Source organism: Streptomyces atroolivaceus (assembly GCF_000717025.1).
GTDB lineage: Bacteria > Actinomycetota > Actinomycetes > Streptomycetales > Streptomycetaceae > Streptomyces > Streptomyces atroolivaceus.
The window spans coordinates 162,962-184,564 of record NZ_JNXG01000018.1 but is presented as its reverse complement, the minus strand read 5'-3'; the positions used below and the strand labels follow the sequence as shown (position 1 = coordinate 184,564).

The 21,603-nt window shown below is 71.6% G+C and carries 20 protein-coding genes, 1 pseudogene and 1 riboswitch; of the genes and pseudogenes, 2 read left to right on the top strand and 19 right to left on the bottom strand.

Going from position 1 to position 21,603, the window contains the following annotated elements; translation table 11 throughout:
- Nucleotides 1-8: 8 nt before the first annotated feature.
- A complete protein-coding gene (locus tag OO67_RS29630; RefSeq protein ID WP_033304827.1) occupies nucleotides 9-1,268 on the top strand; it encodes a sulfite oxidase in 1,260 nt (419 codons plus the stop codon).
- A 4-nt stretch (nucleotides 1,269-1,272) separates the two neighbouring features.
- On the opposite strand, the gene OO67_RS29625 is transcribed toward OO67_RS29630, so the two are convergent.
- Nucleotides 1,273-2,160, bottom strand: coding sequence for an NAD(P)-dependent oxidoreductase (locus OO67_RS29625; protein WP_033304826.1), 888 nt, complete (start codon nucleotides 2,158-2,160; stop codon nucleotides 1,273-1,275).
- A gap of 46 nt (nucleotides 2,161-2,206) precedes the next feature.
- Nucleotides 2,207-2,929, bottom strand: coding sequence for an adenosylcobinamide amidohydrolase (locus tag OO67_RS29620; RefSeq protein ID WP_033304825.1), 723 nt, complete (start codon nucleotides 2,927-2,929; stop codon nucleotides 2,207-2,209).
- Nucleotides 2,930-3,172: 243 nt separating this feature from the next.
- Between OO67_RS29620 and OO67_RS29615 the strand changes: the two genes are divergently transcribed.
- Nucleotides 3,173-4,147, top strand: coding sequence for a PRC and DUF2382 domain-containing protein (locus OO67_RS29615; protein ID WP_033304824.1), 975 nt, complete (start codon nucleotides 3,173-3,175; stop codon nucleotides 4,145-4,147).
- 81 nt (nucleotides 4,148-4,228) lie between these two features.
- Here the strand turns inward: OO67_RS29615 and OO67_RS29610 are convergent, their stop codons facing one another.
- The 17 genes and pseudogenes from OO67_RS29610 to OO67_RS29535 all read right to left on the bottom strand — a co-directional run bounded on the left by OO67_RS29610 (nucleotide 4,229) and on the right by OO67_RS29535 (nucleotide 21,282).
- Nucleotides 4,229-5,038, bottom strand: coding sequence for an ABC transporter ATP-binding protein (locus tag OO67_RS29610; RefSeq protein WP_033304823.1), 810 nt, complete (start codon nucleotides 5,036-5,038; stop codon nucleotides 4,229-4,231).
- Entirely contained in the window at nucleotides 5,035-6,087 is a 1,053-nt protein-coding gene (locus OO67_RS29605) for a FecCD family ABC transporter permease (protein ID WP_051710032.1), read from the bottom strand. The genes OO67_RS29610 and OO67_RS29605 overlap by 4 nt, the downstream gene beginning before the upstream one ends.
- Nucleotides 6,088-6,116: 29 nt before the next feature.
- Nucleotides 6,117-7,190, bottom strand: coding sequence for an ABC transporter substrate-binding protein (locus tag OO67_RS29600; RefSeq protein WP_382056295.1), 1,074 nt, complete (start codon nucleotides 7,188-7,190; stop codon nucleotides 6,117-6,119).
- Nucleotides 7,191-7,221: 31 nt separating this feature from the next.
- Nucleotides 7,222-7,408: riboswitch (cobalamin riboswitch) on the bottom strand.
- Between the two features lie 83 nt (nucleotides 7,409-7,491).
- Nucleotides 7,492-7,662, bottom strand: a complete 171-nt coding sequence (locus tag OO67_RS40695; protein WP_167748682.1) for a hypothetical protein — start codon at nucleotides 7,660-7,662, stop codon at nucleotides 7,492-7,494.
- Nucleotides 7,659-9,509, bottom strand: coding sequence for an acyl-CoA dehydrogenase family protein (locus tag OO67_RS29595; protein ID WP_033305014.1), 1,851 nt, complete (start codon nucleotides 9,507-9,509; stop codon nucleotides 7,659-7,661). The genes OO67_RS40695 and OO67_RS29595 overlap by 4 nt, the downstream gene beginning before the upstream one ends.
- 46 nt (nucleotides 9,510-9,555) lie before the next feature.
- A pseudogene (locus tag OO67_RS29590) lies at nucleotides 9,556-10,510 on the bottom strand (carbohydrate kinase family protein).
- Nucleotides 10,511-10,622: 112 nt separating this feature from the next.
- Nucleotides 10,623-10,886, bottom strand: coding sequence for a type B 50S ribosomal protein L31 (locus OO67_RS29585; RefSeq protein WP_033304820.1), 264 nt, complete (start codon nucleotides 10,884-10,886; stop codon nucleotides 10,623-10,625).
- Nucleotides 10,887-10,997: 111 nt separating this feature from the next.
- On the bottom strand, nucleotides 10,998-12,335 hold the full coding sequence (locus OO67_RS29580; RefSeq protein ID WP_051709995.1) for an MFS transporter: 1,338 nt from the start codon (nucleotides 12,333-12,335) through the stop codon (nucleotides 10,998-11,000).
- Complete coding sequence (locus tag OO67_RS29575) at nucleotides 12,332-12,958, bottom strand: helix-turn-helix domain-containing protein (protein WP_033304819.1); 627 nt, start codon at nucleotides 12,956-12,958, stop codon at nucleotides 12,332-12,334. The genes OO67_RS29580 and OO67_RS29575 overlap by 4 nt, the downstream gene beginning before the upstream one ends.
- 67 nt (nucleotides 12,959-13,025) lie before the next feature.
- The gene (locus OO67_RS29570; RefSeq protein WP_033305012.1) at nucleotides 13,026-13,907 is read right to left on the bottom strand and encodes a hypothetical protein; all 882 of its coding nucleotides are present in this window, start codon (nucleotides 13,905-13,907) and stop codon (nucleotides 13,026-13,028) included.
- A gap of 5 nt (nucleotides 13,908-13,912) precedes the next feature.
- Complete coding sequence (locus tag OO67_RS29565) at nucleotides 13,913-14,605, bottom strand: GNAT family N-acetyltransferase (protein WP_033304818.1); 693 nt, start codon at nucleotides 14,603-14,605, stop codon at nucleotides 13,913-13,915.
- A gap of 67 nt (nucleotides 14,606-14,672) precedes the next feature.
- The gene (locus OO67_RS29560) at nucleotides 14,673-15,542 is read right to left on the bottom strand and encodes a YihY/virulence factor BrkB family protein (RefSeq protein ID WP_033305011.1); all 870 of its coding nucleotides are present in this window, start codon (nucleotides 15,540-15,542) and stop codon (nucleotides 14,673-14,675) included.
- A gap of 159 nt (nucleotides 15,543-15,701) precedes the next feature.
- On the bottom strand, nucleotides 15,702-16,019 hold the full coding sequence (locus OO67_RS29555) for a cupin domain-containing protein (protein WP_033304817.1): 318 nt from the start codon (nucleotides 16,017-16,019) through the stop codon (nucleotides 15,702-15,704).
- A gap of 32 nt (nucleotides 16,020-16,051) precedes the next feature.
- On the bottom strand, nucleotides 16,052-17,686 hold the full coding sequence (locus tag OO67_RS29550; RefSeq protein ID WP_033304816.1) for a glycoside hydrolase family 13 protein: 1,635 nt from the start codon (nucleotides 17,684-17,686) through the stop codon (nucleotides 16,052-16,054).
- A 169-nt stretch (nucleotides 17,687-17,855) separates the two neighbouring features.
- A complete protein-coding gene (locus OO67_RS29545; protein ID WP_078598350.1) occupies nucleotides 17,856-18,803 on the bottom strand; it encodes a carbohydrate ABC transporter permease in 948 nt (315 codons plus the stop codon).
- A 15-nt stretch (nucleotides 18,804-18,818) separates the two neighbouring features.
- A complete protein-coding gene (locus OO67_RS29540; RefSeq protein WP_033304815.1) occupies nucleotides 18,819-19,781 on the bottom strand; it encodes a carbohydrate ABC transporter permease in 963 nt (320 codons plus the stop codon).
- An 88-nt stretch (nucleotides 19,782-19,869) separates the two neighbouring features.
- Nucleotides 19,870-21,282 (bottom strand): extracellular solute-binding protein, encoded by a 1,413-nt coding sequence (locus tag OO67_RS29535; RefSeq protein WP_033304814.1) that lies wholly within the window; start codon nucleotides 21,280-21,282, stop codon nucleotides 19,870-19,872.
- Nucleotides 21,283-21,603: the final 321 nt, after the last annotated feature.

Here is a 21,603-nt window from a genome sequence, read left to right as displayed (position 1 = left end):
GAGCGCCCATGAATTCCGTACTCCCGTCCGAAGCCGCGTACGACCGGAGGCGGCTTCGCCAGTGGACCCGCGGCCGTGCGAGAATGGCAGGGATCGACCGTCGTGATCTGCTGAGACTGATCGCCGCGGCCTCGGTCGCGGCCCCGCTGATCCCGGCCGCCGCGTCCCCCGCCCACGCGGCGCAGTCGCTCGCCGGGGTGGTGAAGCCCTTGCCGCCGGAACTGTTCACGGTGCGCGGCACCAACGCCGAGACGAATTTCGCGGCACTGAGGGACACCGGGCTGCTCACCCCCGCCGACCGCTTCTTCGTCCGCAACCACACCTCGACCCCGGTCATCGACACGGCGGACTGGAAGCTGACGGTCTGGGGCAGCGGACTCACCGGCGGACCCGTGGACTTCTCGTACGAGGCACTGCGCGCCCTGCCGTCCGTCAGCCGTACCGCGTTCATCGAGTGCGCGGGCAACGGCCGGAGCTTCTTCGCCTCGCAGCAGGGCCAGCAGGTCAGCGGTACCGCCTGGACCCTCGGCGCTATCGGGACGGCTCGCTGGCGCGGGGTACGGCTCGCAGAGGTGCTGCGCCGGGCCGGAATCGGCCGGAACGCGGTCGATGTCCTGCCGCGCGGTCTGGACGCGGAGGTCATCAGCGACGGAACGAATCTCGGACGGGTGCGCAGACCCCTTCCGGTGGCGAAGGCCCTGGACGACGTGCTTCTCGCGTACGAGATGAACGGCGAGCCGCTGCCCCCCGACCACGGCGCTCCCGTCCGGCTGGTCGTGCCGTCCTGGGTGGGCATCGCGAACATCAAGTGGGTGGGTGACATCGAGGTGAGCGCGGAGCCTCTGCTGAGCCCGTGGAACACGGGCCTGTACCGGCTCTTCGGCCCCGGGTACCCGCCCGAGGGCAGCGCGCCGCTGACCCGTCAGACGCTCAAGAGCGCGTTCGAGCTGGCGCCCGGCGCCTCGTTCGCCGCCCGCCGCAGGCATCTGCTCACCGGCCGGTCCTGGTCGGGCGGCGCCCCGGTGCGCTCGGTCGAGGTCAGCACGGACGGCGGCGCCCGGTGGCGCCCCGCGCGGCTGCGGGACGAGCCCAGGGCCGGGAGCTGGGTCCGCTGGACCGCCGACTGGGTTCCCGAGGAGACGGGCCCGGGCGTCCTGCTCGCGCGGGCGACGGACCGCTCGGGCCGTACCCAGCCGACGACGACCGCCCACAACACGCAGGGCTATCTGTTCGACGCGGTGGTGCGGCATCCGGTGACCGTCGTCTGACCTGCTATTCGGGACGGCCCGCGTAGTACGTGGCGATCATGTCCTGGCCGCCGTGTCCGGCCGTCTCCGCGCGGGTGAACCGCTCGGCGGAGGCGGCGACGAGGTCGAGCTTCACTCCGGACGCCTCGGCCGCGTCGAGGATGAGGCGGGAGTCCTTGAGCGCGGTGGAGAGCGTGAAACTCGGGGTGAGATCGCCGGAGAGCACCGCCGCGGACTTGCCGTGGAGGTACGGCGTGTCCAGCGGGCCGCCCTTCATCGCGTCCAGGAAGAGCTGCGGGTCGAGCCCGAGGCCCTCGGCGAGGTTGAGGCATTCCGCCACGCTGTTGACCATGTTGATCACCCAGGTGTTGGTGACGAGCTTGAGCCGGGTCGCGGCCCCCGGTTCCTCACCGACCCATACCGTGCGCTGCCCGATCGCCTCCAGGACCGGCAGCGCCGTCGCACGGGCACCGGACGGGCCGGAGACGAAGACGGTGAGTGTGCCCTGCTCCGCCGGCTGCTTCGTTCCGGAGACCGGGGCGTCGAGGTAGACCAGTCCCAGTCCGGCGGCCCGGTGGACGAGGTCGGTCGTGGCGTCGAGACCGACGGTGGAACTCTGCAGCCAGACCTGCCCCGGGCGCAGACCGGGCGCCGCGGCGGTGAGGGTCTCCGCCACCGACCGGCCGTCGTTCAGCGCGGTGAGGACGACGTCGGCTCCGCGCACCGCTTCCTCGGCCGTGTCCGTCACGGTGGCGCCGTGGGCGGACAGCGGCTCGGCCCTGGACCTCGTGCGGTTCCAGACCCGGACGGGAAGCCGGTCCCTGAGGAGGCTGCGGGCCATCCCGGATCCCATGATGCCGGTACCGAGGACCGCTACCGTCGGCGTGCCGGGGGCGGGGGGTGCGGTGGTCATGGGGCGTTCCCTTCGTCGGTGCGGACGGTCTCGAGACCCGTGGCTCTCAAGACTGCCGCAGCGCGCTCTCCAGAACGGCGCGGTGCACGGCTCTGGCGAGTCGCGCGCCCCAGCGCGAACGTGGTCCTGCGAAGGGTTCCCCGGGCCGCCGTCCCGGATCGGGTGCGGCGACGCACACCGCGTCCGTCGGCGTCCCGGAACAGTCGAGCCCGGCCTCCACGAGCGCCTGGACCTTCGCCTCGGTGGCGGTGGCCACCGCGTTGACCAGGGCGGCGTCGGAGAGGGCCACGGGGAGGGTGACGACGATGTTGACGGTGCCCGGTGGCAGCGCGCCGTCGGCGCCCTCTTCCGGGGCTGCGGCCCATCCCCGTACGCCGAGGCCGCTGGTGACGGTCGCGATCACGCCTCCGTCGTCCGCGACGGTGTACGTGGTGACATCGGCGGCGGTCATCAGCCCGGCTCCCGGGCCGTCCAGCGCCTCGGCCGCCGCGATCTCCGCGAGGTGCCAGTCGGGGTCCAGCCGGGGATAGCCGCCGGGCACCTGGGCGTTCAGGATCCAGGAACGCGGGCCGATCCCGCCGCCGAGCACGGCACTGCTGCACACCCGCCAGCCGGGTCCCAGCCGCCAGACCAGATGGTGCAGCGCTAGGCCGCTTTCCTGCCGGGCCAGCAGCTCGCCGCGCTGCCGGGGCAGGCTGATGCCTACGGATCCGATGGTGCACACCCCCGTGACAGGCCTGCCGGCGGTCGGCAGCGGCGCGTCGATCATACGGGCGGGGCGGGGCCCGTACTCCAGGCGCACCCGGGAGAGTGCTCACCCGAATGGCGTAATGCGTGTGGCGGGCCGATATCCGCCCGGAACGGGGCCACCGCCCCTCCCCGGTCGCCTGGGCCGCTCGCCTCCCGGACCGGGAGGTTGCAGCGTCCAAGCGGGTGAGGCGCGATGGAATCCGGACGCGCCTCCCCTGCTGGACCCATCCGCAGGACGCGCCCGGGCGAGGAGGAATCGGCCATGGGAGCCGCTGAGGGTTTCACGGATTCCGGAGAACTCGACGGTCTGACCGTCTACGACAGCGACGGAGAGAAGGTCGGCACAGTGGGGCGGGTGTACGTCGACGACGACACCGGCAAGCCTGACTGGATCACGGTCAAGACCGGCATGTTCGGCATGAAGGAGAGCTTCGTACCGCTTGCCGGAGCCCGCCGTGTGGGCTCCGACCTGCACGTCTCACACCCGAAGGACCGCGTCAAGGACGCCCCCCGGGTGGACGCGGACGCACACCTGTCCGTGTCGGAGGAGGAGGAGCTCTACCGGCACTACGGGATGACCAGGAAGGGCACCGGTCCCGCCGGATCGGGCGGCAACGCGCGCACGACGTCCGGCACCGGAACGGGAGCCATGGGTGCGGCCGGTGCGGCAGGCACCGCCCGCACGGCCTCGGCCGGCCAGGCGAAGACCACCGGGACCGGAGCCGGTGCGGGCAGGCACCGCGACATGGACACCTCCTCCACGTCGCGCCCGCTCGCCGGGGCCGGAGCCGAGCGGTCCGCCGCGGGCACCGGCGGCCGGGAGGAGATGATCCGGTCCGAGGAGCAGCTCCAGGTCGGCACGGAGGAGTACGAGAGCGGAAAGGCACGCCTGCACAAGTACGTCGTGACCGAGAACGTCACCCGGACGGTGCCGGTGTCGCACGAGGAGGTGCGCGTGGTGCGCGAACCCGTGCAGCCGGGCGAGAAGGGAGCGGGCATGACGGGGCGGAGCGAGCTCGGCGAGCAGGACGTCGAGGTCACCCTGCACGCCGAACGAGCAACCGTCCGCAAGGAGGCGGTCCCCGTGGAGCGGGTCCACCTCGAAACCAGCAGGGTCACCGAACAGAAGGAAGTCTCCGCCGAGCTCCGCAAGGAGAAGATCGACTACGCGGACGGCAAGGACACGGGCAGCGGCAAGGACATGGGCGGCGAGTTCGGCCAGGGACGTCGTCGCTGACCCCTCACACAGCGGCGAAAGGCCGCACGACAGCAGCGAGGGGCGGACCCGGGCAGTTCACGGGCCCGCCCACTCGTCGTACTACGGCCGCCCGTGGGCGGCTGCTCCCGGCAGGAACCGCACCGAGGGACGTCCCTCAGGCCCTTCAGGCGTCACCACCGCGCGTACACGGTAGACATCGGCGATGAGTTCCTCGGTGATCACCTCCGAGGGCGTTCCGCCGGCCACCACACGGCCCTCCTTCATGACCGTGACCCGGTCGCAGAACATCGCGGCCAGGTTGAGGTCGTGCAGCGCGACCACGGCGGTGACGGGCAGCGCGGCGACCAGGGACAGGAGTTCCAGCTGGTGCTGGATGTCCAGGTGGTTCGTGGGTTCGTCCAGCAGGAGTTCGCGCGGCTGCTGAGCCAGAGCACGTGCGATCTGGACGCGCTGGCGCTCACCGCCGGAAAGGGTGTGCCAGGACTGCCCGGCGCGGTCGGCGAGCCCGGTGCGGGCCAGAGCCTCCCGTACGGCTGCTTCGTCCTCGGAGCCGGGCGCCGACCAGGCGCGCCGGTGCGGGATGCGGCCGAGGCGTACGACGTCCAGCACGCTCAGGTCGACCTGGGTGACCGCGTGCTGGTCGACGACGGCCACGCGGCGGGCCACCCCTCGCCGGCCGGTCTCCGCGAGCGTGCGGCCGTCGAGGGTGACGACACCCGCTCCAGGGCCGAGTACGCCGGCCATCACCCGCAGGAGCGTGGTCTTGCCGGAGCCGTTCGGTCCCAGGAGTCCGACGGTGGTCCCGGGCGGTGGCGCGATGCTCACGTCGTCGAGGACGATCCGTCCGCCGGCCTCCCTGCTGACCCGTGCGGCCCGCAAACCGTCGCCGGGGGCGCCCACCCGGGTCACGCGTTCCTCCTCGTGCGATAGAGGACCAGGACGAAGGCGGGCACCCCGATGAGGGACGTGACCACACCGACCGGCACCTCCTGCGGGTCGAGGACGGTTCTGGCGAGGGTGTCCGCCCAGACCAGGAACACGGCTCCGGCGAGCGCGGTCACCGGCAGGAGTCTCCGGTGCCCCGATCCCGTCAGTGCCCGGGCGGCGTGCGGCAGGACGAGTCCGACGAAACCGATGGCACCCGCCGAGCTGACGAGGGCCGCGGTCAGCAGTGCGGTCGTGCAGAGCAGCACGATCCGGGTGCGGGCCACGTGTACCCCGAGGGCCGCAGCGGCGTCCTGGCCGAAGGCGAAGGCGTCGAGCGTACGTGCGTGACCGAGACAGATCAGCAGAGTCACGGCCAGGACGGCGGAGCACATCCAGACATCGCCCCAGCCGACCCCGCTCAGCGACCCGAGCAGCCAGAAGAGGACGCCCCGGGTCTGCTCGGCGTCGGCGGCGGTCATCACGACGAAGGAGGTGAGCGCGGAGAAGAGCTGCATGGCCGCGACCCCGGAGAGGACGACCCGGTCGGTGGATCCGCCGAGTGTGTGACTGAGCATCAGGACGAGGGCGAAGGAGCACAGGGCCCCGACGAAGGCACCGCCCGAGACCGACACCGCTCCCCCGCCGACGCCCAGGACCACGACCACGACCGCACCGGTGGACGCCCCCGAGGAGACGCCGAGCACGAACGGGTCGGCGAGCGGGTTGCGCAACAGCGACTGCATCACGGTGCCGCACACCGCGAGCCCTGCCCCGCAGACGGCAGCGAGCAGGGTGCGGGGCATGCGCAGGTTCCAGATGATGCCGTCCCGGATCGGGGTCAGCCGTCCGTCGCCGAGGCCGAGGTGCGAGGCCACCGCGGACCAGACGTCCGGGACGGAGATGCGGGCGGGCCCGATCGTGACGGCGACCGCGACGGACAGGAGCAGCAGGGCGACTCCGGCGCTCCACAGGAGACCGTCGCGCAGGAGCCGCGCTCCGGCGGCCGTCCGGTCCGCGGGCGGCCGCACCACGCGCACGCCCGGGACCTGTCCGGTCTTCGTCACCCCGCGAGTCCGAACGAACGCAGCCCCGCCGCGACGCGCTCGAGGCCCTCCACGGTCCGGATGGTCGGATTCATGGCCTGGCCGCTGAGCAGGACGTACCGCTTGTGACGGACAGCGTCGAGGTTCTTCGTGGCGGGGTTGGACTCCAGGAACTCGATCTTCTTCTCGGCGCTTTCGGCCGTCTGGGACCTACGGGTCAGATCGCCGATGACCAGCACGTCGGGGTTCCGGTCGGCGACCGTCTCCCAGTTGATCTGCGGCCATTCCTCGTGCGTGTCGTCGAAGACGTTCTTCGCGCCGAGTTCCTCCGTGATGATGCCGGGGGCTCCGCAGCAGCCCGCGAGGTAGGGGGCCTCCGCGTTGGCGAACCAGTAGAGCAGGGTGGCGTCGGACGCGTCGATGTCCGCGGTCGCCTTGTCGACGCGTCCGCGGAGAGCCGTGACAAGCTTCTCGCCCCGCTCGGGGACCCCGAACACCCTGGCCAGGTCGCGCACTTCGGTGTAGACGGGGTCCATGGTCAGAGGCACGGTGCGGGAGCCGTCGCTGCTGCCCGTGTTGTCCTTGCCCGTGCAGTCGGACGGTGCGAGGTACGTCGGTACGCCCAGCTCCTGGAACTGGTCGCGGGACGCCACACCGCCCTTGCCGAGGGTGGACTCGAACGAGGCGCTGACGAAGTCGGGTTCCTCGGCGAGGACCTTCTCGGAGGAGGGCTGGTTCTCGGCGATCCGGGGCACGCCGGCTTCCTCCTTCTCCAGCCCCTTCATCACCGGGTCCGTCCAGGTCGCCGTACCGGCGAGCCGGTCGGCGAGGCCCAGGGAGAGCAGGATCTCCGTCGACCCCTGGTTGAGGGAGACGGCGTGACGCGGTGCCGCGTCGACGGTCACCGTACGACCGCAGTTCTCCAGCGTCACGGGGAAGCCGTCGGCGGCGCTTTCCCGTGCCTCGCCACCGGAGGCACTCCCGCCTCCGCCGCAGGCGGTCAGGAGGACGAGTCCCGCGATGAGCAGGGCTGTTCGGCGTACGGTGCTGGCTATGGGCGGCACGGAGTCCCTCGGCGTCTCTGGGCTCATGCGCGAAGCCCGTTACGGTGTTCCGCCCCCGGTATGGAAGCGGGTGCCAGCAGGTCTTCGGACTCGGGTTCGTCCGGACGGAGCGCCTTCCCGGAGCACCCGAGGGTGTTCCAGTGGCCGTGGCCCCGCCCGTCCCCCTCACCGCTGCGCGTCAGCTCCGGATTCGCACCGGATTCCCTGACTCCACGTGGAGTGTGACTGGCGCCTGCAAGCTATCACGCGGCGTGTCGGCGCCCGCGGGTGCCGTCGGCCGGTACGGCGAGGGGGTCGCCCCCTCCGTACCGGCAGGCCGTCGGGCGGGTCAGCGCTTGGGGTGAACCGATTCGCCTCCGTCCCTGTGCGGCTTGCCGCTCCGGCGGGCGAGCGCGGAGGTCGTGCCCCAGTAGGCCAGCAGGACAACGCGCAGGCCCAGGATCTCCAGGCGCTCGCCCAGTCGGCCGCACGCAGGCCGCCCCCTGCGTCCTGCGCTCATCGGGCGTCCGCCGTTCCGGTGTTCCAGGGCCCGCGGGGATCGTCGTAGGCATCCGCGTAACCGGGTCCGGCGATCGGCCAGTCGGCGAGCAGTTCCTCGGGCAGGGCGAAGGACTCGGCCAGTTGCGGGGCGTGCGCGGCGACGGCCGCGACCAGATCCTCGGCGGTCTCCGGGAGGGTGTCGACCTGATCGCCGCTCAGGAGCCCCGCAGCCAGCAGATCACCGCTGTTGCGGGCCACCCACTCGACGGCGAACAACCGCTCCAGCTCGCCGAGCCGCTCCTTCGCCTCTCCCTCGGGCAAGGCCGCCCGGGCTTCGGCGTACGCCTCGGCGGCCTGCCTGTACGCATAGGCCTCGACCCCGCGCAGGGCGGGGCCCGAGGCCGCGTTCCACCGCCCGAGGGCGTCGGCGTCGGGCGCCCGCAGCGCCCGGGCCCTGGCCCTGGCGAACCAGATGTCCTGGACGGAGGCGAGGAGCCGGCCCAGGAAACACGGATCGGTCAGGTCGCCGGGGTGCGGGGTCCGGTCCGGGACGTCCTCACGGCCGGGGTCCGCGGCGAAGAGCATGTCGGCCGCCGCCTTGGCGTAGAGGGCGATGTTGTCGCCCTCCGCCGTGATGGCTCCCTCCACGCCCGTGACGAGTTCCGTCATGCCGTTGTTCTCCAGCAGCGCCTGCGCGCCGCAGCGTTCACGGCTCTCGACGATGACGTCCCGGGCCCGCCAGGTGATCCATGCCTTGGCGACGTCGACGAGTCTGCCCGCGTCCGTCCGGCCGTCCTCGTCCGTGCATGCTTCCCAGCGCTCCTGCGCCCTGCGGTACAGCAGGCTCATGGCGAACACCGTGGCCATGGCCGAGGCGAGCGGTCCGTGGTGGGACCGGTGGGCGTTGACGGGGACCGGCGGCTTGCCGCGGCTCCCGGAGATCAGCCGGTGGCCGCCGTAGCGCACGGCGACCGCCAGGGTCGCGCGGGCCGAGCCCGCCGCGCAGGCGCTCATGGAGATCCGGCCGGGGGTGACCCGCCCGATCGAGGTCAGGAAGCGCCGGCGCCTGTCTCCGGGCCCTGTCCTGAACTCCCCCGGACCGTCGCCCTCTTCTCCGGACCCCAGCAGGGCGTCCCGTCCCACGAAGAGCCGGTCGAACGATGTCAGGCAGTGGTCGACCGGGCTGCCCATACGTGCGGGAAGCCGTCGCACCCGGACACCCGGCAGCGCCCGCACGTCGTCGGTGAGCGGCACCAGGAAGAGGCACACCCCGTGGTCGGAACCGTCCGCCACCAGGCGTGCGGCGACCAGTCCGGACTTGGCTCCGCCCGCCGGACTGGTGTTGGGCATGAACTTCTGCGCGCCTGCGTTCGGAGTGTGCAGGACGAAGCCGTCGCGTTCACGGTCGTAGGTCGCGGTGGTCTCCATGGCCGCCGCGTTGTTGCCGTGCGCCACCTCGGTGCAGAGAAAGGTGCCGATGCGCCGCATCGTCAGGTAGTCCGACAGGTCGCGGCGACCGGCACAGCCGTGGTCGAGGATGCTGCCGAGGAAGAGGTTGTAGTGAATGCCCGCGACGGTGGTGAGCGCGGGGTCCACCGGGCCGAGCCAGGCGTGCAGGGCGGCCAGCGCGCGCGGGTCGGCTGCGAGGCGCGCTCCGCTGTCGAGGGACCGGTTGAGGATCCGCAACCGGTCGTAGGCGAGAGCCAGTCGTTCCTCGGGTGTTCCGCCGGCGGGGCGGCGGAACGGTTCTGTGCTGATCAGCCGCTGCCAGAATCCGTGCTCGCGACGGAAGTCCGGACCGAGGAGTACGCCGGTCAGCTGTTCGGTGGTGGACGGTGGGAGGGTGTCGGTAAGGGTCACGGTCATAACGAAATCAACGACCGGGGTACGGGCGAGGACACCCTGGAGGAGCTCACCGCTCCGGGGCGGGCGCACTGGTCAGCGCCCGTTCGAGCTCCGCCTCGTCGGGAGGCAGGGCCGCCCGCCCGCGCGACGGTCACGGCGGCCGACGCCACGGCGCGTCGCAGCACGTCACGCAGAACGGCGGGGTCCATGGAGCGCAGCCGCGCACGGCCCTGCGCTCCGAGCAGTCCGTACGAGGCCAGGGCGTGCAGCGTGCCGGACATGAAGGCATCCCCTGCCCCCACCGTGTCCGCGACCCTTACAGGGGGCGCCCCGATGCTCACCGTCGCACCGCCGGGCAGGAACGCCACTGCCCCTCCGGCACCCCGGGTGACCAGGACGACCGCGGGTCCGGAGTGCAGCCATCGGACGGCGGCCTTCTCCGGGGCCTCGTCGGGATACAGCCATCGCAGGTCCTCGTCGCTGGCCTTGACGACGTCGCTGAGCGCGACGCAGCGCTCGGCCCGGTGCACTGCACGGGCGTGGTCGCCCATCAGGCCGGGCCGCACGTTGGGGTCGTAGCTGACGGTCGCCGCCGGCCGGAAGGACCGGACGAGGTCCAGGACGCTCGCCGCACCGGGCTCCAGGGCGGTGGCGACGGATCCCGTGTGGACGTGCCGGGGCGGTTCCCCCGGGAGTTGCACCGCGCCCAGCGTCCAGGTGATCTCGAAGGTGTACGCCGCCCGGCCCGCCTCGTCGAGGTCGACCGTGGCAGCCGGCGTGGGCGCACCGCTGCCGTCGGTCAGGACGCGGACCCCTGCCGAGGCGAGGTGCTCCCCGATCAGCCGCCCGTTGGAGTCCGGTCCGAGCTGGGTGATCAAGGTGGTTCCCAGGCCCAGTCTGGCCAGCCCGTACGCGACGTTCGCCGGGCTGCCGCCCGGATGGATCCGGTCCGGCGCTTCCGGCAGCCGGACGATGTCGGCGACACATTCGCCGATGACCAGCAGGGCGGGGCTGTCGGGCATGGGGAGCGGGTCTCCTGGGGAACACGGGCAGGGGTGACCGGCGGAGCACTGCTGCCACGGGCACACTGCCGCCGATTCTGCCCGGTGCGCAGGAGCACCGGGAATCCGGGGTTCAGGGGGCGTCCTTGCCGCCTTCGTCCCCGTAACGCCGCTCGAACTTCGCGACCTGGCCCTCCGTGTCGACCACCCTTGCCCTGCCGGTGAAGAACGGGTGGCTCTCGGCGGAGATCTCCACATCGACGACCGGGTAACTGTTGCCGTCGTCCCAGTCGATGGTCTGTTCGCTCGACGCCGTCGACCGGGTGAGGAAGGCGTACCCGGCCGAGCGGTCACGGAAGACCACGGGACGGTACGACGGGTGCTTGTCCTGCTGCATGCCGGCTCCTGGAGGTCGGGGATCTCGCGTCCCGCTTCGGGCCAGCCTCCCGAACGGCGGGGGCGGACGCGATCCGGGGCGTCCGTACGGGGCAGCTGGTCGGCACCGCCCCTACTCGGCGACGGGGGCGGGCCCGGCCTGTGGTGCGACGACGGCGTCGCGCCTGGCCCACAGCAGTGTCCCGGCCAGCAGCACGGCGGCACCGAGCAGCCAGGGCAGCGGTCCTGCGGGCAGTACGCCGACGACCACGCCGCCCGCGGCCCCGACCAGTTGCATGGCGAGGGACTGGACGGAGAGGGCGGTCGCCCTTCCGGAGGCGTCGACGCGTCGGTGCAGGAGGTCGTTCTCGCTGGGCCCTGCGGCTCCCAGGCCCAGGTAGACCAGTCCGTATCCGGCGAGGGCCACGGTCAGTGCGGGTACGCCGGTGGCGGACACGGTGGCGCCGAGCGCCAGGAGGCCGGCCGTGCTCGCGGCGAGCGCTGCCAGGACCGCGCGTTCGCCGCCTCCGGCGAGCCGGGCGACGAGCGGCGCCAGCTGACTGCCCAGCGCCGAGCAGACGAACCCGGCGGCGGCCAGACCGGCGAAGAGCACGGCACCGGACTCCGCCGTCCCGGTCAGTGCCGCGGCGCGGCCCGGCGTGAGCAGTTCGAGGGCCGCGAGCGCGGTGCCGGCGGCGCCAGCGGTCAGCAGGATGCGGCGGATCAGCATGTCCTTGGCGCCGAGCCGCAGCCCGGCGGCGACGGCACCGGGCACGCCCCGCAGGACACCGCGCAGGGTGGCCGCCGGGCGGGGAGGCTCGGTCAGGGCGGTCAGGACGTAGAGGACGAAGGCGATCTCGACGGCCACGCCCAGCAGCACGGGGACGGACAGCGGCACGACGAGATCCGAGGTGAACGCCCGGACCCGGGCCCCCGGGTCCGGGCCGAGGCCGAGCAGCCAGGGCAGCACGCCACCGAGCAGCACCCCGAGCGCGAGCGCGCCGGACGAGGCGGCGCCGCCGCGCGCCAGTCCCGTACGGAGGTCGGCCCCCGGGCCGGCGTGGGCGTGAACGGTATCGACGTACCAGGCTTCGGCGGGCCCGCTGGACAGGGCGCGGCCCGCACCCATGAGAGCCGCGCCGAGGGCGAGCACCCACGGGGTCGTGCCGAGGCCTATGAGGGTGAGGGCGCAGGCGTTGAGCACACCTGCGCAGGCCAGGACGGCGCGGCGGCCGATGACGTCGGAGAGGCCGCCGGTGGGGAGTTCCAGCGCGGCCGCGGTCAGGGAGTGGGCGGCGAACACCGCGGCGACCACGGCGAGGGAGAGGCCCCGTTCGGTGAGGAGCAGCACCATCGAGGCCAGAGCGAGGCCTGCGGGCAGCCAGAAGAGGAAGGACACGGTGACGAACCGGCGGCGGGCGGTGCGTTCATCGGGCGGTGCGGCCTCGGCCGCCCGGCTCGCGGGGGTCACCGGGTGATGCCCGTCTCGCGGGCGGCTTCGGCGGCGGGGGCGCCCGCCGCCAGCGGGAGTCCTGCGGTGAGCAGCACGACACTCCGGGCCCGGGGGTCGTGCTCGTCCCGTGCGGTCAGCTCCGTGAGCTTGGCCGTGATCGCGTCGCGGAGTTCGCGGAGGGACTCCGGCGTCAGCCGCGGCATCAGGTCGTCGATCCCGGACGGGTCGTGCCACTCCTCGCCGAGCCGGCCCGTGTCGATGTCCGCCTCGTGCTGCTCGATGGTCTGCTGCAGGTGCTCGATCTGACGGCGTCTGCCCAGGACCAGCATGGCCCGGCCCGCGGGCGTGGCCAGCATCGCCGCGTTGTCCGCCGAGGTGACGGAGTGCACGGCCTTCCAGCGGCGCTCACGTCCGTCGCGGTGCTCCGCCTCCGCGACGAAGGCGTACTTGGCCAGCACCCGCAGGTGGTAGCTGGTCGAGGCGGACGACTCCGCGGTCCTGGCCGCCAGTTCGCTGGCGGTGGCGGGACCGTGCAGCCGCAGGAGGCCGAGCAGCCTGAGGCGCAGGGGGTGAGTGAGCGCCTTCAGGGCCGCCGGGTCCCGCTCGGGATCGATCACACGGTGCGTCGTGTCGCTGTCCATGGCGGCAGCCTAGAGCGCATCGACACTTTGCCAAATAGTTTTTGCAGAATATTTTTGGGAATCCTTTTCAGCCGGCGGCCGCCCCCTCCACCGCGTCCGCGACGAGCGCGAGGAAGCGCGCATGACCCTGCGGGCTGCACAGGGGTTCCGGGTTCCACGGCACGATCCGCGCGCGCGCCCCGGCGGCCCTCCAGGCAGGGGCGGTGATCTCGTGCAGCGGGAGCGCGTTGGACCGGGTGTCGGCAAGGACGATGCCGGGCCGCATGGCTGCCGCGGCCGCCCAGTCGACGGTCGCCCAGTTGACACCGGCGCCCTCCGGAGGGGACACGAGGCCGACGCCCAGCTCTGCCAGGACACGCAGTTCGGGCCACATCCGGGGGCGGGCGGCATAGGCCTGCTCCTGGCTCGCGGGCGAGAGGGCCAGCACCCCGGGACCGGGTGACGTCGCACGGGCCGCGGCCCGGAGCCGCTCACGGGCGGCGTGCAGCTCGCCCGCGGCGCCCGGGACCGGCGCGCCGCCGAGCGAGTGTGCGAGCTCGGCGAACCGCGCGGCCACCCGGTCGAGGGTGCGGGCCTGGCCCACGTCGATCACGACGACCGGGACGTGCTCCTCCAGGTGCTTGGCGGTGTCCGGGTCCAGTCCGTAGAGCTGGCCGTGGCCGTAGCTGACGGCGACGACCAGGTCGGGACCCCCGCGTAACAGCGTGTCCACGTCGAGGCCGTCGCCCGCACCCCGGTAGTCCACGACGTCGAGCGGGAGCGATCCGGTCTTGGCCCGGTCGGGCTCCGCCCCGTCGTGCCCGGACCCGAAGACGCCCTCCGTGCGTATCCCGTAGTCCCACAGCGTCGCTCCCGCCTGGACGTACGCGAGCACCCGGGACGGCCGGCTGTCCGCCGCCACCAGCCGGCCCCGGTCGTCCGCGAAGCTCCACGCGCTCTGCTCCGGCATCACACTCACCTCTCCGAACCGGCGTCCCGGGCCCTCTCCCGGGCTCGCCACCCACTACCTGCCCAGCCCGTCGGCTCCACACCCTCCGTCGGGCGCCCCAGATAGGTGAGCGCGCCGGGGTCGGGCACGTCGACCACCTGGAACCCGAGCCGGTCGTAGAACGCCCTGGCCGGGGCGTTCACCGTCACCATGGACAGGTGGACGGCTCGGACCCCCTTGCGGTGCAGCGCGTCCAGGAACGCGCTCATCAGCTCCCTGCCGTGGCCCTTGCGCTGCCACGGCGGCAACAGGTCGATGTGCAGGTGCGCGGGGTACTCGTCCAGCTCAGGAAGGATCATGCGCTCGGGGCGGTGAAGGAGGGCCGTCATCCTCTCGGTCAGCGACTCCGGTTCCCCCACGGGCTCGGGGAACCGGTCCGCCACCCGGGGGAGCCAGGTCTCCCGGAAGGCCTCCACGAACCGCCGTGTGTCCGCCGTCCCCAGCACGTACCCGACCGCACGTCCGGACCCGTCGTCCAGGACGAAGACCAGGTCCGGTTCGAGGTGGGCGTAGGGCTCGGCGAACAGCGCGGGCATCAGCCCGGGATCGGGATACAGATGTGTGCTGTCACCGCCGTCGTCAGCCGTGCGGACGCAGATGTCCGCGAGGGCCTGCTGGTCGGCGTGCCGGTAGGGGCGTACGTACGCGGTCCGGGTCATCGCCCCATACTTCCGCCCTGGGAGCGCTCCCACAAGCCCCCTCGGACGCATCAGGTCCGCTGGCGCCTCAGGTCTCCTCCCGCACCTTGTGGGCCTCCGTGCGGGCCAGTTCGACGTTGAACTGGGCTCCGGTCAGGAGCGCGAGATTGGTGAACCAGATCCAGATCAGGAAGACGACCAGGCCGGCCAGCGAGCCGTACAGCCGGCTGTAACTGCCGATGTGGGTCGCGTACAGCGCGAATCCCGCCGAGGCGATCAGCCACAGGAAGGCGGCGAGCACCCCACCGGGCAGCGCCTGCCGCACACTCCGCGCGGAGCGCGGACCGGTGCTGAAGAGGACCAGGATGAGGCAGGCGACGAGGCAGAGCATCACGGGCCATTTGAGGCCCGCCCACACCGTCTCACCCGCGTGTGCCAGCCCGGCCCGCCGTCCGAGCCAGCGCGCCAGAGGCCCGGTGAGTACGAGCGCGAAGGCACTGGCCATCAGCAGGACGAGCAAGCCGACGGCCGAGGCCACGATGACGTGCGCCTGGCGCAGGGCGGGCCGGGTGTCCTTCACCTGGTGCATGGCGTGCATCGCCCTGCGGAAGACCGCCAGATAGCTGGAGGCCGACCACACGGCGCTCACGCTGCCGGTGGCGACCAGCAGCCAGACGGCCGTGCGCTCCTGGGTGGCCGCCTCCAGCGGCCGCCGCAGCGCCGCTCCCGATTCGGCCGGGGCGAAGGCCGTGATGTCGGCGATCAGCGCGTTGGTGGCACCCGGGTTCGCCAGACCGATGACGGAGACGGTGACGAGGAGGGCGGGGAGCAGCGCCAGGATGGCGTAGTAGGTGAGGGCTGCCGCCCAGTCGGAGAGGTCGTCGTTCCACAGCGATACGGGGGTGCGGCGCAGAGCGGCACGCCAGTGCCTCCCCGGGGTGCGCCCCGCCGGGGACAGGGTTCCTTCCGCGACGGGGTCGTGGGTCCTGCTGGGCACGCGGATACTCCGTGGGACGTAGGAAGGCGGACGGACAGGACGCCGCCACCGGTGTGCCCGGCGCCCCGGCTGTCCCCCTTTCTCTCATGCCTCGGTCCCGCGGGTGTACTCCAGGTGCGCTCAGTCGTTCACGGCGGTGAGCAGCACCACCGCGTCCTCCAGCGCCAGCAGTCCGTGCCGCTCCTGGGGGATGGGGTGCAGCCCGCCCGCCGCGAGGTCCACGTCTCCGGATTCCGCGGTGATCCGTACCGCACCGCGCAGCACCTGGAGGGACGCGGCGGGCGGCGCGTTGTGCTCGTCGAGGGCGGACCCCGCGGTGAGCGCGATCACCGTCTGCCGCAAGGGCTCCTGGCGCAGCAGCAGATGCGCGCTGCGTCCGTGCGCGTGGGCGCGGGCGGCGGCCAGGTGCTCGTCGGCGAGAGCGTTGAGATCATCCATACGACCACTGTGCCGCAGCCCCCGCTCCCCCGCTAACGCGTCCCTCGCAGCCAGGCCGCCGTATCGTCGGGCAGCAGACCGGAGGGTTCCAGCGGGGCGCTGGTCAGCAGGATCTCGTCGTGGCCGGGGAGCTGGGCCGGGCTCCCCGAAAGGTTGACGACACAGATCAGTCCGTGAGTCCGCCGGAAGGCGAGGACGCCCGGTGCCGAGGGCAGCCAGTCCAGCCGGCCCTCGGCGGTCTCGCCCGGGGCGGCGGCGAAACCCGGTTCGCCGCGGCGCAGTCGCAGTGCCTCACGGTAGAGGGTGAGCATGGAGCCGGGGTCGGTGCTCTGCCCGTCGGCGGCGTACGCGGACCAGCCCGCCGGCTGGGGCAGCCATGGTTCGGCCGAGGATCCGAAGCCCGCGCCGGGCTCGTCGGCGGACCAGGGCAGGGGCACCCGGCAGCCGTCCCGCCCGGGGTCGGTGCCCCCGGAGCGCAGGTGCATGGGGTCCTGGATCCGGTCGCGGGGGATGTCGGCCTCCGGCAGTCCGAGTTCCTCACCCTGATAGAGGTAGACGGCGCCCGGCAGCGCCAGCGAGAGCAGGGCGGCGGCCCGCGCCCTGCGGGTGCCAAGCTCCAGGTCGGTCGGCGTGCCGAAGACCTTGGCCGCGAAGTCGAAGCCGGTCGCCTCACGTCCGTACCGGGTCACCGTGCGGGTCACGTCGTGGTTGCACAGCACCCAGGTGGCGGGTGCTCCCACGGGGGCGTGCTCGGCGAGCGTGTCGTCGATCGCGGAGCGCAGCAGCCCGGCGTCCCAGGGGCAGGCCAGGAAGTTGAAGTTGAAGGCGGTGTGCAGCTCGTCCGGCCGCAGGTAGCGGGCGAAGCGTTCGGAGTCGGGGAGCCAGACCTCGCCGACGAAGATGCCGTCGTACCGGTCGGCGATGGCGCGCCACGAGCGGTAGATGTCGTGGAGTTCGTCGCGGTCGACGTACGGGTGGGGGTCGGTGCCCTCGGCGAAGTCGGGCAGGGCCGGGTCCTTGGCCAGCAGGGCCGCCGAGTCGATCCGCACGCCGGCGACGCCCCGTTCGAACCAGAAGCGCAGCACGTCCTCGTGCTCCTGACGGACCGCGGGGTGCGCCCAGTTGAGGTCGGGCTGGCCCGGGGCGAACAGGTGCAGGTACCACTGGCCGTCGTCGACCCTGGTCCACGGGGTGCCGCCGAATTCGGAGACCCAGTTGTTGGGCGGGAGCTCCCCGTGGTCGCCGCGTCCCTCCCGGAAGTGGAAGAGGTCGCGTTCGGGACTGCCGGGTGCGGCGGCCAGCGCCGCCTCGAACCAGCTGTGCCGGTCGGAGACATGGTTGGGGACGATGTCGATGAGGGTGCGGATGCCCAGATCACGGGCTTCGGCGATGAGCTTCTCCGCCTCGGCGAGGTTCCCGAAGGCGGGATCGATGGCCCGGTAGTCGGCCACGTCGTAGCCGCCGTCGGCCAGGGGGGAGAGGTACCAGGGGGTGAACCACAGGGCGTCGACGCCCAGTTCCACCAGGTAGGGCAACCTGGCCCGTACTCCCGCGAGATCACCTGTGCCGTCTCCGTCGCCGTCGGCGAAGCTGCGTACGTAGATCTGGTAGATGGCGGCGTCGCGCCACCACGGTGCGGTGGCCTCGGTCGGACGGTTGGCTGCCACGTGGCGTTCCTTTCGGGCAGGAGGTACTCCGCCCCCGGCCCGGACGCGGGGCGTGCGGCGGGAGGGCCGGCGGCGGAGTGCTGGTGGAAGGCGGTGGTTCGGAGGGGTCTCCCGTCCGGTCGGACCGGATCAGGGAGCCCCGCCTGATCCGAACGGGGAGCACCATGCGTCAACCCTTCAGGCCGCCCGCGGTGAGACCGCTCATGATGTTGCGCTGGAAGAGCAGGAAGACGAGCAGCGTCGGTACGGACGCGATGGTGAGCGCGGCGATGAGGACGTTCTGCGGGACCCCGTTGGACAGCGAGTAGATGCCGACGTTGAGGGTCTGCTTGCCCGGGTCGGGCAGGGTCAGCATGGGCCAGAGGAAGTCCTTCCAGACCCCGACGACCGCGAAGATGGAGACGACCCCGAGGATCGGCCGGGAGATCGGCAGGACGATGGAGCGCAGGGTGCACAGGGGTGAGGCGCCGTCCATGGCCGCGGCATCGAGGAGTTCGCCCGGTATGGAGTCGAAGAACCGCTTCAGCAGGAAGATGTTGAAGGCGTTGGTGACCGACGGCAGCCAGATCGCCCAGGGCGAGTTGAGCAGGTTGCGTTCGAAGATCGGCACGTCGAGGACCGTGAGGTACTGCGGCACGACGAGGACGGTCGCCGGGATCATGAGGGTGGCGAGCATCATGCCGAGGATGGCCCTGCCGAAGACCGGCCGCAGTCTGGACAGCGAGTAGGCGGCGGCCACGTCGAGGACGAGCTGGAAGGCGAGCGCTCCGAACGCGTAGTAGAGGGTGTTGAGGAGCAGCTGGGCCAGGTCCATCACGTTCCACGCCTGGGAGTAGTTCTCCGTGTGGATCGAGGAGGGGAAGGCGGTGGGCGGGCTCTGTACGACTTCCTGGGTGGTCTTGAGGCCGCCGGTCACCATCCAGTAGAGGGGGCCGAGGAACACGAGGGTGAAGCCCAGCGCCACCAGGGCGAAGACGATCCAGTAGACAGCCCTTCCCCGTGGCCGGCCGAGCTGGGCCGGTGAGATGAGGGTCCGCTGGCGGCCCTGGCCCGTGTCCCGGCGGCGGGCCTTCCGTCCGCGGGTTCCGCGCCGGGAGACAAGCGTGCTCGATGCCATCGTCGTGCTCCCGTCCTAGTCTTCACTGCTGCGGCTGAGGCGTACGTACACCGCGGAGAAGCCCGCGAGTACGACCAGCAGGAGGAGGCCGAGGGCCGCCGCTCCGCCGTAGTTGTTGAAGTTGAAGGCGTACTGGTAGATGAGGTAGACGACGGTCGTGGTGGAGCCTTCGGGGCCGGCGCCGTTGGTGAGCAGGAACGGCTCGGTGAAGACCTGCATCGTCGCGATGATCTGCATGAGCAGCAGGAGCGACAGGATGAGACGGGTCTGCGGGATGGTGACGTGCCAGATCTTGCGGAACAGCCCGGCGCCGTCGAGCTCGGCCGCCTCGTACAGCTCGCCGGGGATGCCCTGGAGTGCGGCGAGGTAGATCAGTGTGGCCCCTCCCATGTTCATCCAGGTGGAGGCGATGACGACGGACAGCATGGAGGTGCCGGGGTCCTGGAGCCATTGCTGGGCGGGCAGGTGGAGGAATTCCAGGATGCGGTTGAAGAGTCCGTAGCCGGGGTCGTAGAAGTACTTGAAGAGCAGTACGGAGGCGACCGGCGGCAGCATGACGGGCAGGTAGACCAGCAGGCGCAGGTATCCCTGCGCGTGCCGGAACTCGTTGAGCACGACGGCCACGACGAACGGGACGGCGAAGCCCAGCAGGAGCGCCAGGACGGTGAAGAGCAGGGTGTTGCGCCAGGCCTGCCAGAACGCGGGGTCGTTGAAGACGTAGCTCAGATTGGACCAGCCGGCCCAGGTCGTCCTGCCGTCCTCGGTCTTCTGGAAGGCCAGGAGGAATTCCCTGACCATCGGATACCAGGAGAAGAAGGAGAAGCAGAGGACGGCTCCGATCAGGAAGCCGTGCGCCGTGATGTTGCGGCGCAGGGCGCGCACGAACTCCTCGCGGGCGGAGTCCGGCCCGGTGGTGGGGTGGTGGTGCCCGGGTGGCGGTGCGCTCGCCTTCCCGGTGGACAGGGTGGGGGCCGACATGGTGTCTCCTCGGTGCCGGTACGGTCGCTCGCCGACGGCGGGTCGGGATGCGGGGCCGGGCCCGCCCGGCCCGGCGTCCGCCCCTCCGCTACTGGTTCGCCAGGACCTGGTTGACCTGCTGCTCGGCGGTGTCGAGCAGCTTGTCGATGTCGGCGTCCTTGTTGGTCAGCACGGCGGACATCGCGTTGTCGAGGATCTTGTAGATCTCCTGGGCCTTCGGCGGCTCGGCCTTCCCCTGGACGGGGTTGTCCATGAAGGCCCTGAAGTTCTCGACGGGCATCGTGGCGTGGGTGACACGCTCGGCGTCGTCCGCCTTCTTGCTCTCACCGAGGAAGAAGTTGGGCTGGGGAAGCCCGACGGGCAGGTTGTCGGCCTTCCTGCGGCCCCAGTCGAACTGCCCCTTCTTCGGTGTGAGGTTCTGGAAGTTCAGCCAGGCGACGGCGGCCTTGATCTTGTCGGGCGAACTGCCCTTCTTGACCATGTAGTTGTTTCCGCCGAACAGAGTGGCCTCGGCGCCGGGGATCGGCCCCATGCCGAAGTTCTCGTACGTCGCGCCGAGCTGCTGCACCATGTACGTGATGTCGTCGGGCGCGGCGAGGAACATCCCGAGTTTGTCGGTGGCTATCTGCTTCTGCAGATCGCCCCACTTCAGCAGCTGGGTCCGTCCCATGCTGTCGTCCTCCCAGCGCATGTCGTGCAGTTGCTGGAGGACCTGCTTGCCCTTGTCGTCGTTGAAGGCGGCCTTCCTGCCGCTCGCGTCCACGACGTCCCCGCCCAGGCCGTACTGTGCGGCGGTGAAGTGCCAGCCGCCGTTGTTGCCGGCGCTGTACTCGCCGAAACCGGCGATGCCCTTGCCGAGCGCCGCGATCTTCCTGCTCGCGGCGCGGACCTCCTCCCAGGTCGCCGGCGGGGTGTCAGGATCCAGCCCGGCCTGCGTGAACAGTTTCCGGTTGATCATGAGACCCATGGTGTAGTTGCTGGTAGGCAGCGCGTAGAGCTTGCCGTCCTTGCGGGCGACGTCGAGCACCTGGGGCTGGATGTCCTTGAGAGCGGGTACGGATGTGTCGTTGACGTAGGCGGAGATGTCCTCGGCACCGTCGTTGTCCAGCACCTGCTGGAGGTCGGTGAAGTACGCGTAGAAGACGTCCGGTTGCGACTTGCCCTTGAGCATGGCCGTGAAGCGCGGCGGCTCCAGGCACTGTCCGGGCGTCGACTTCCCGTTGATCCTGACGTTCGGGTACTTCTTGTTGAACGTCTTGACGTCCTCGTTCCACTCGCGCAGCTCCGCGGCCTTCGCGGCCGGCGGCATGCAGTCGATCGACAGCGTCACCTCGGCCTTCGGGTCGAGCGGCGCCGACGGATCGGACGAGCCACTGCCGGAGTCGTCGTCCCCGCCGCCGCTGCTGCTCGTGCCGCAGGAGGCAAGGGCGGTCAGGGCGAGCGCGGTGACGACGGCGGCCGCGGAGGCACGGCGGGTACGGCGAAACCCAGCACTTCTCATCGGTGGTCCCCTTCGGGCATGAGCGCGGAAGGCCTCGGCCGGCTGTCTGCCGGGGCGCGGCACACTCAACCACCGGCGACAAGTAAGCGCAATATCTCGCGCAGATTTGGTAAATGTTTGACAGCACTCCGCATGCGGTGAGGCGCCGGGCTGGAGTAGCCCGGCGCCTCGATGGAGCCACTCCTCCCGACTCATCCCGGACGAGTCGGGCGCGCCGCACGACCCGCCCGACCGCCCACGTCCCGGTCGGCAGGGAGGGGCTCATCGCCGACTCCGCGCCCGAGGTCCGCAAGAGGCGGACTTCTGATTGCAAGAGGTTAC

Excerpts from the sequence above, each read along its gene's own strand:
- OO67_RS29630 (WP_033304827.1), top strand. The coding sequence starts at position 9 with ATGAATTCCGTACTCCCGTCCGAAGCCGCGTACGACCGGAGGCGGCTT.
- OO67_RS29625 (WP_033304826.1), bottom strand. The coding sequence starts at position 2,160 with ATGACCACCGCACCCCCCGCCCCCGGCACGCCGACGGTAGCGGTCCTC.
- OO67_RS29620 (WP_033304825.1), bottom strand. The coding sequence starts at position 2,929 with ATGATCGACGCGCCGCTGCCGACCGCCGGCAGGCCTGTCACGGGGGTG.
- OO67_RS29615 (WP_033304824.1), top strand. The coding sequence starts at position 3,173 with ATGGGAGCCGCTGAGGGTTTCACGGATTCCGGAGAACTCGACGGTCTG.
- OO67_RS29600 (WP_382056295.1), bottom strand. The coding sequence starts at position 7,190 with ATGAGCCCAGAGACGCCGAGGGACTCCGTGCCGCCCATAGCCAGCACC.
- OO67_RS40695 (WP_167748682.1), bottom strand. The coding sequence starts at position 7,662 with ATGAGCGCAGGACGCAGGGGGCGGCCTGCGTGCGGCCGACTGGGCGAG.
- OO67_RS29595 (WP_033305014.1), bottom strand. The coding sequence starts at position 9,509 with ATGACCGTGACCCTTACCGACACCCTCCCACCGTCCACCACCGAACAG.
- OO67_RS29585 (WP_033304820.1), bottom strand. The coding sequence starts at position 10,886 with ATGCAGCAGGACAAGCACCCGTCGTACCGTCCCGTGGTCTTCCGTGAC.
- OO67_RS29575 (WP_033304819.1), bottom strand. The coding sequence starts at position 12,958 with ATGGACAGCGACACGACGCACCGTGTGATCGATCCCGAGCGGGACCCG.
- OO67_RS29570 (WP_033305012.1), bottom strand. The coding sequence starts at position 13,907 with ATGCCGGAGCAGAGCGCGTGGAGCTTCGCGGACGACCGGGGCCGGCTG.
- OO67_RS29565 (WP_033304818.1), bottom strand. The coding sequence starts at position 14,605 with ATGACCCGGACCGCGTACGTACGCCCCTACCGGCACGCCGACCAGCAG.
- OO67_RS29555 (WP_033304817.1), bottom strand. The coding sequence starts at position 16,019 with ATGGATGATCTCAACGCTCTCGCCGACGAGCACCTGGCCGCCGCCCGC.
- OO67_RS29545 (WP_078598350.1), bottom strand. The coding sequence starts at position 18,803 with ATGGCATCGAGCACGCTTGTCTCCCGGCGCGGAACCCGCGGACGGAAG.
- OO67_RS29540 (WP_033304815.1), bottom strand. The coding sequence starts at position 19,781 with ATGTCGGCCCCCACCCTGTCCACCGGGAAGGCGAGCGCACCGCCACCC.
- OO67_RS29535 (WP_033304814.1), bottom strand. The coding sequence starts at position 21,282 with ATGAGAAGTGCTGGGTTTCGCCGTACCCGCCGTGCCTCCGCGGCCGCC.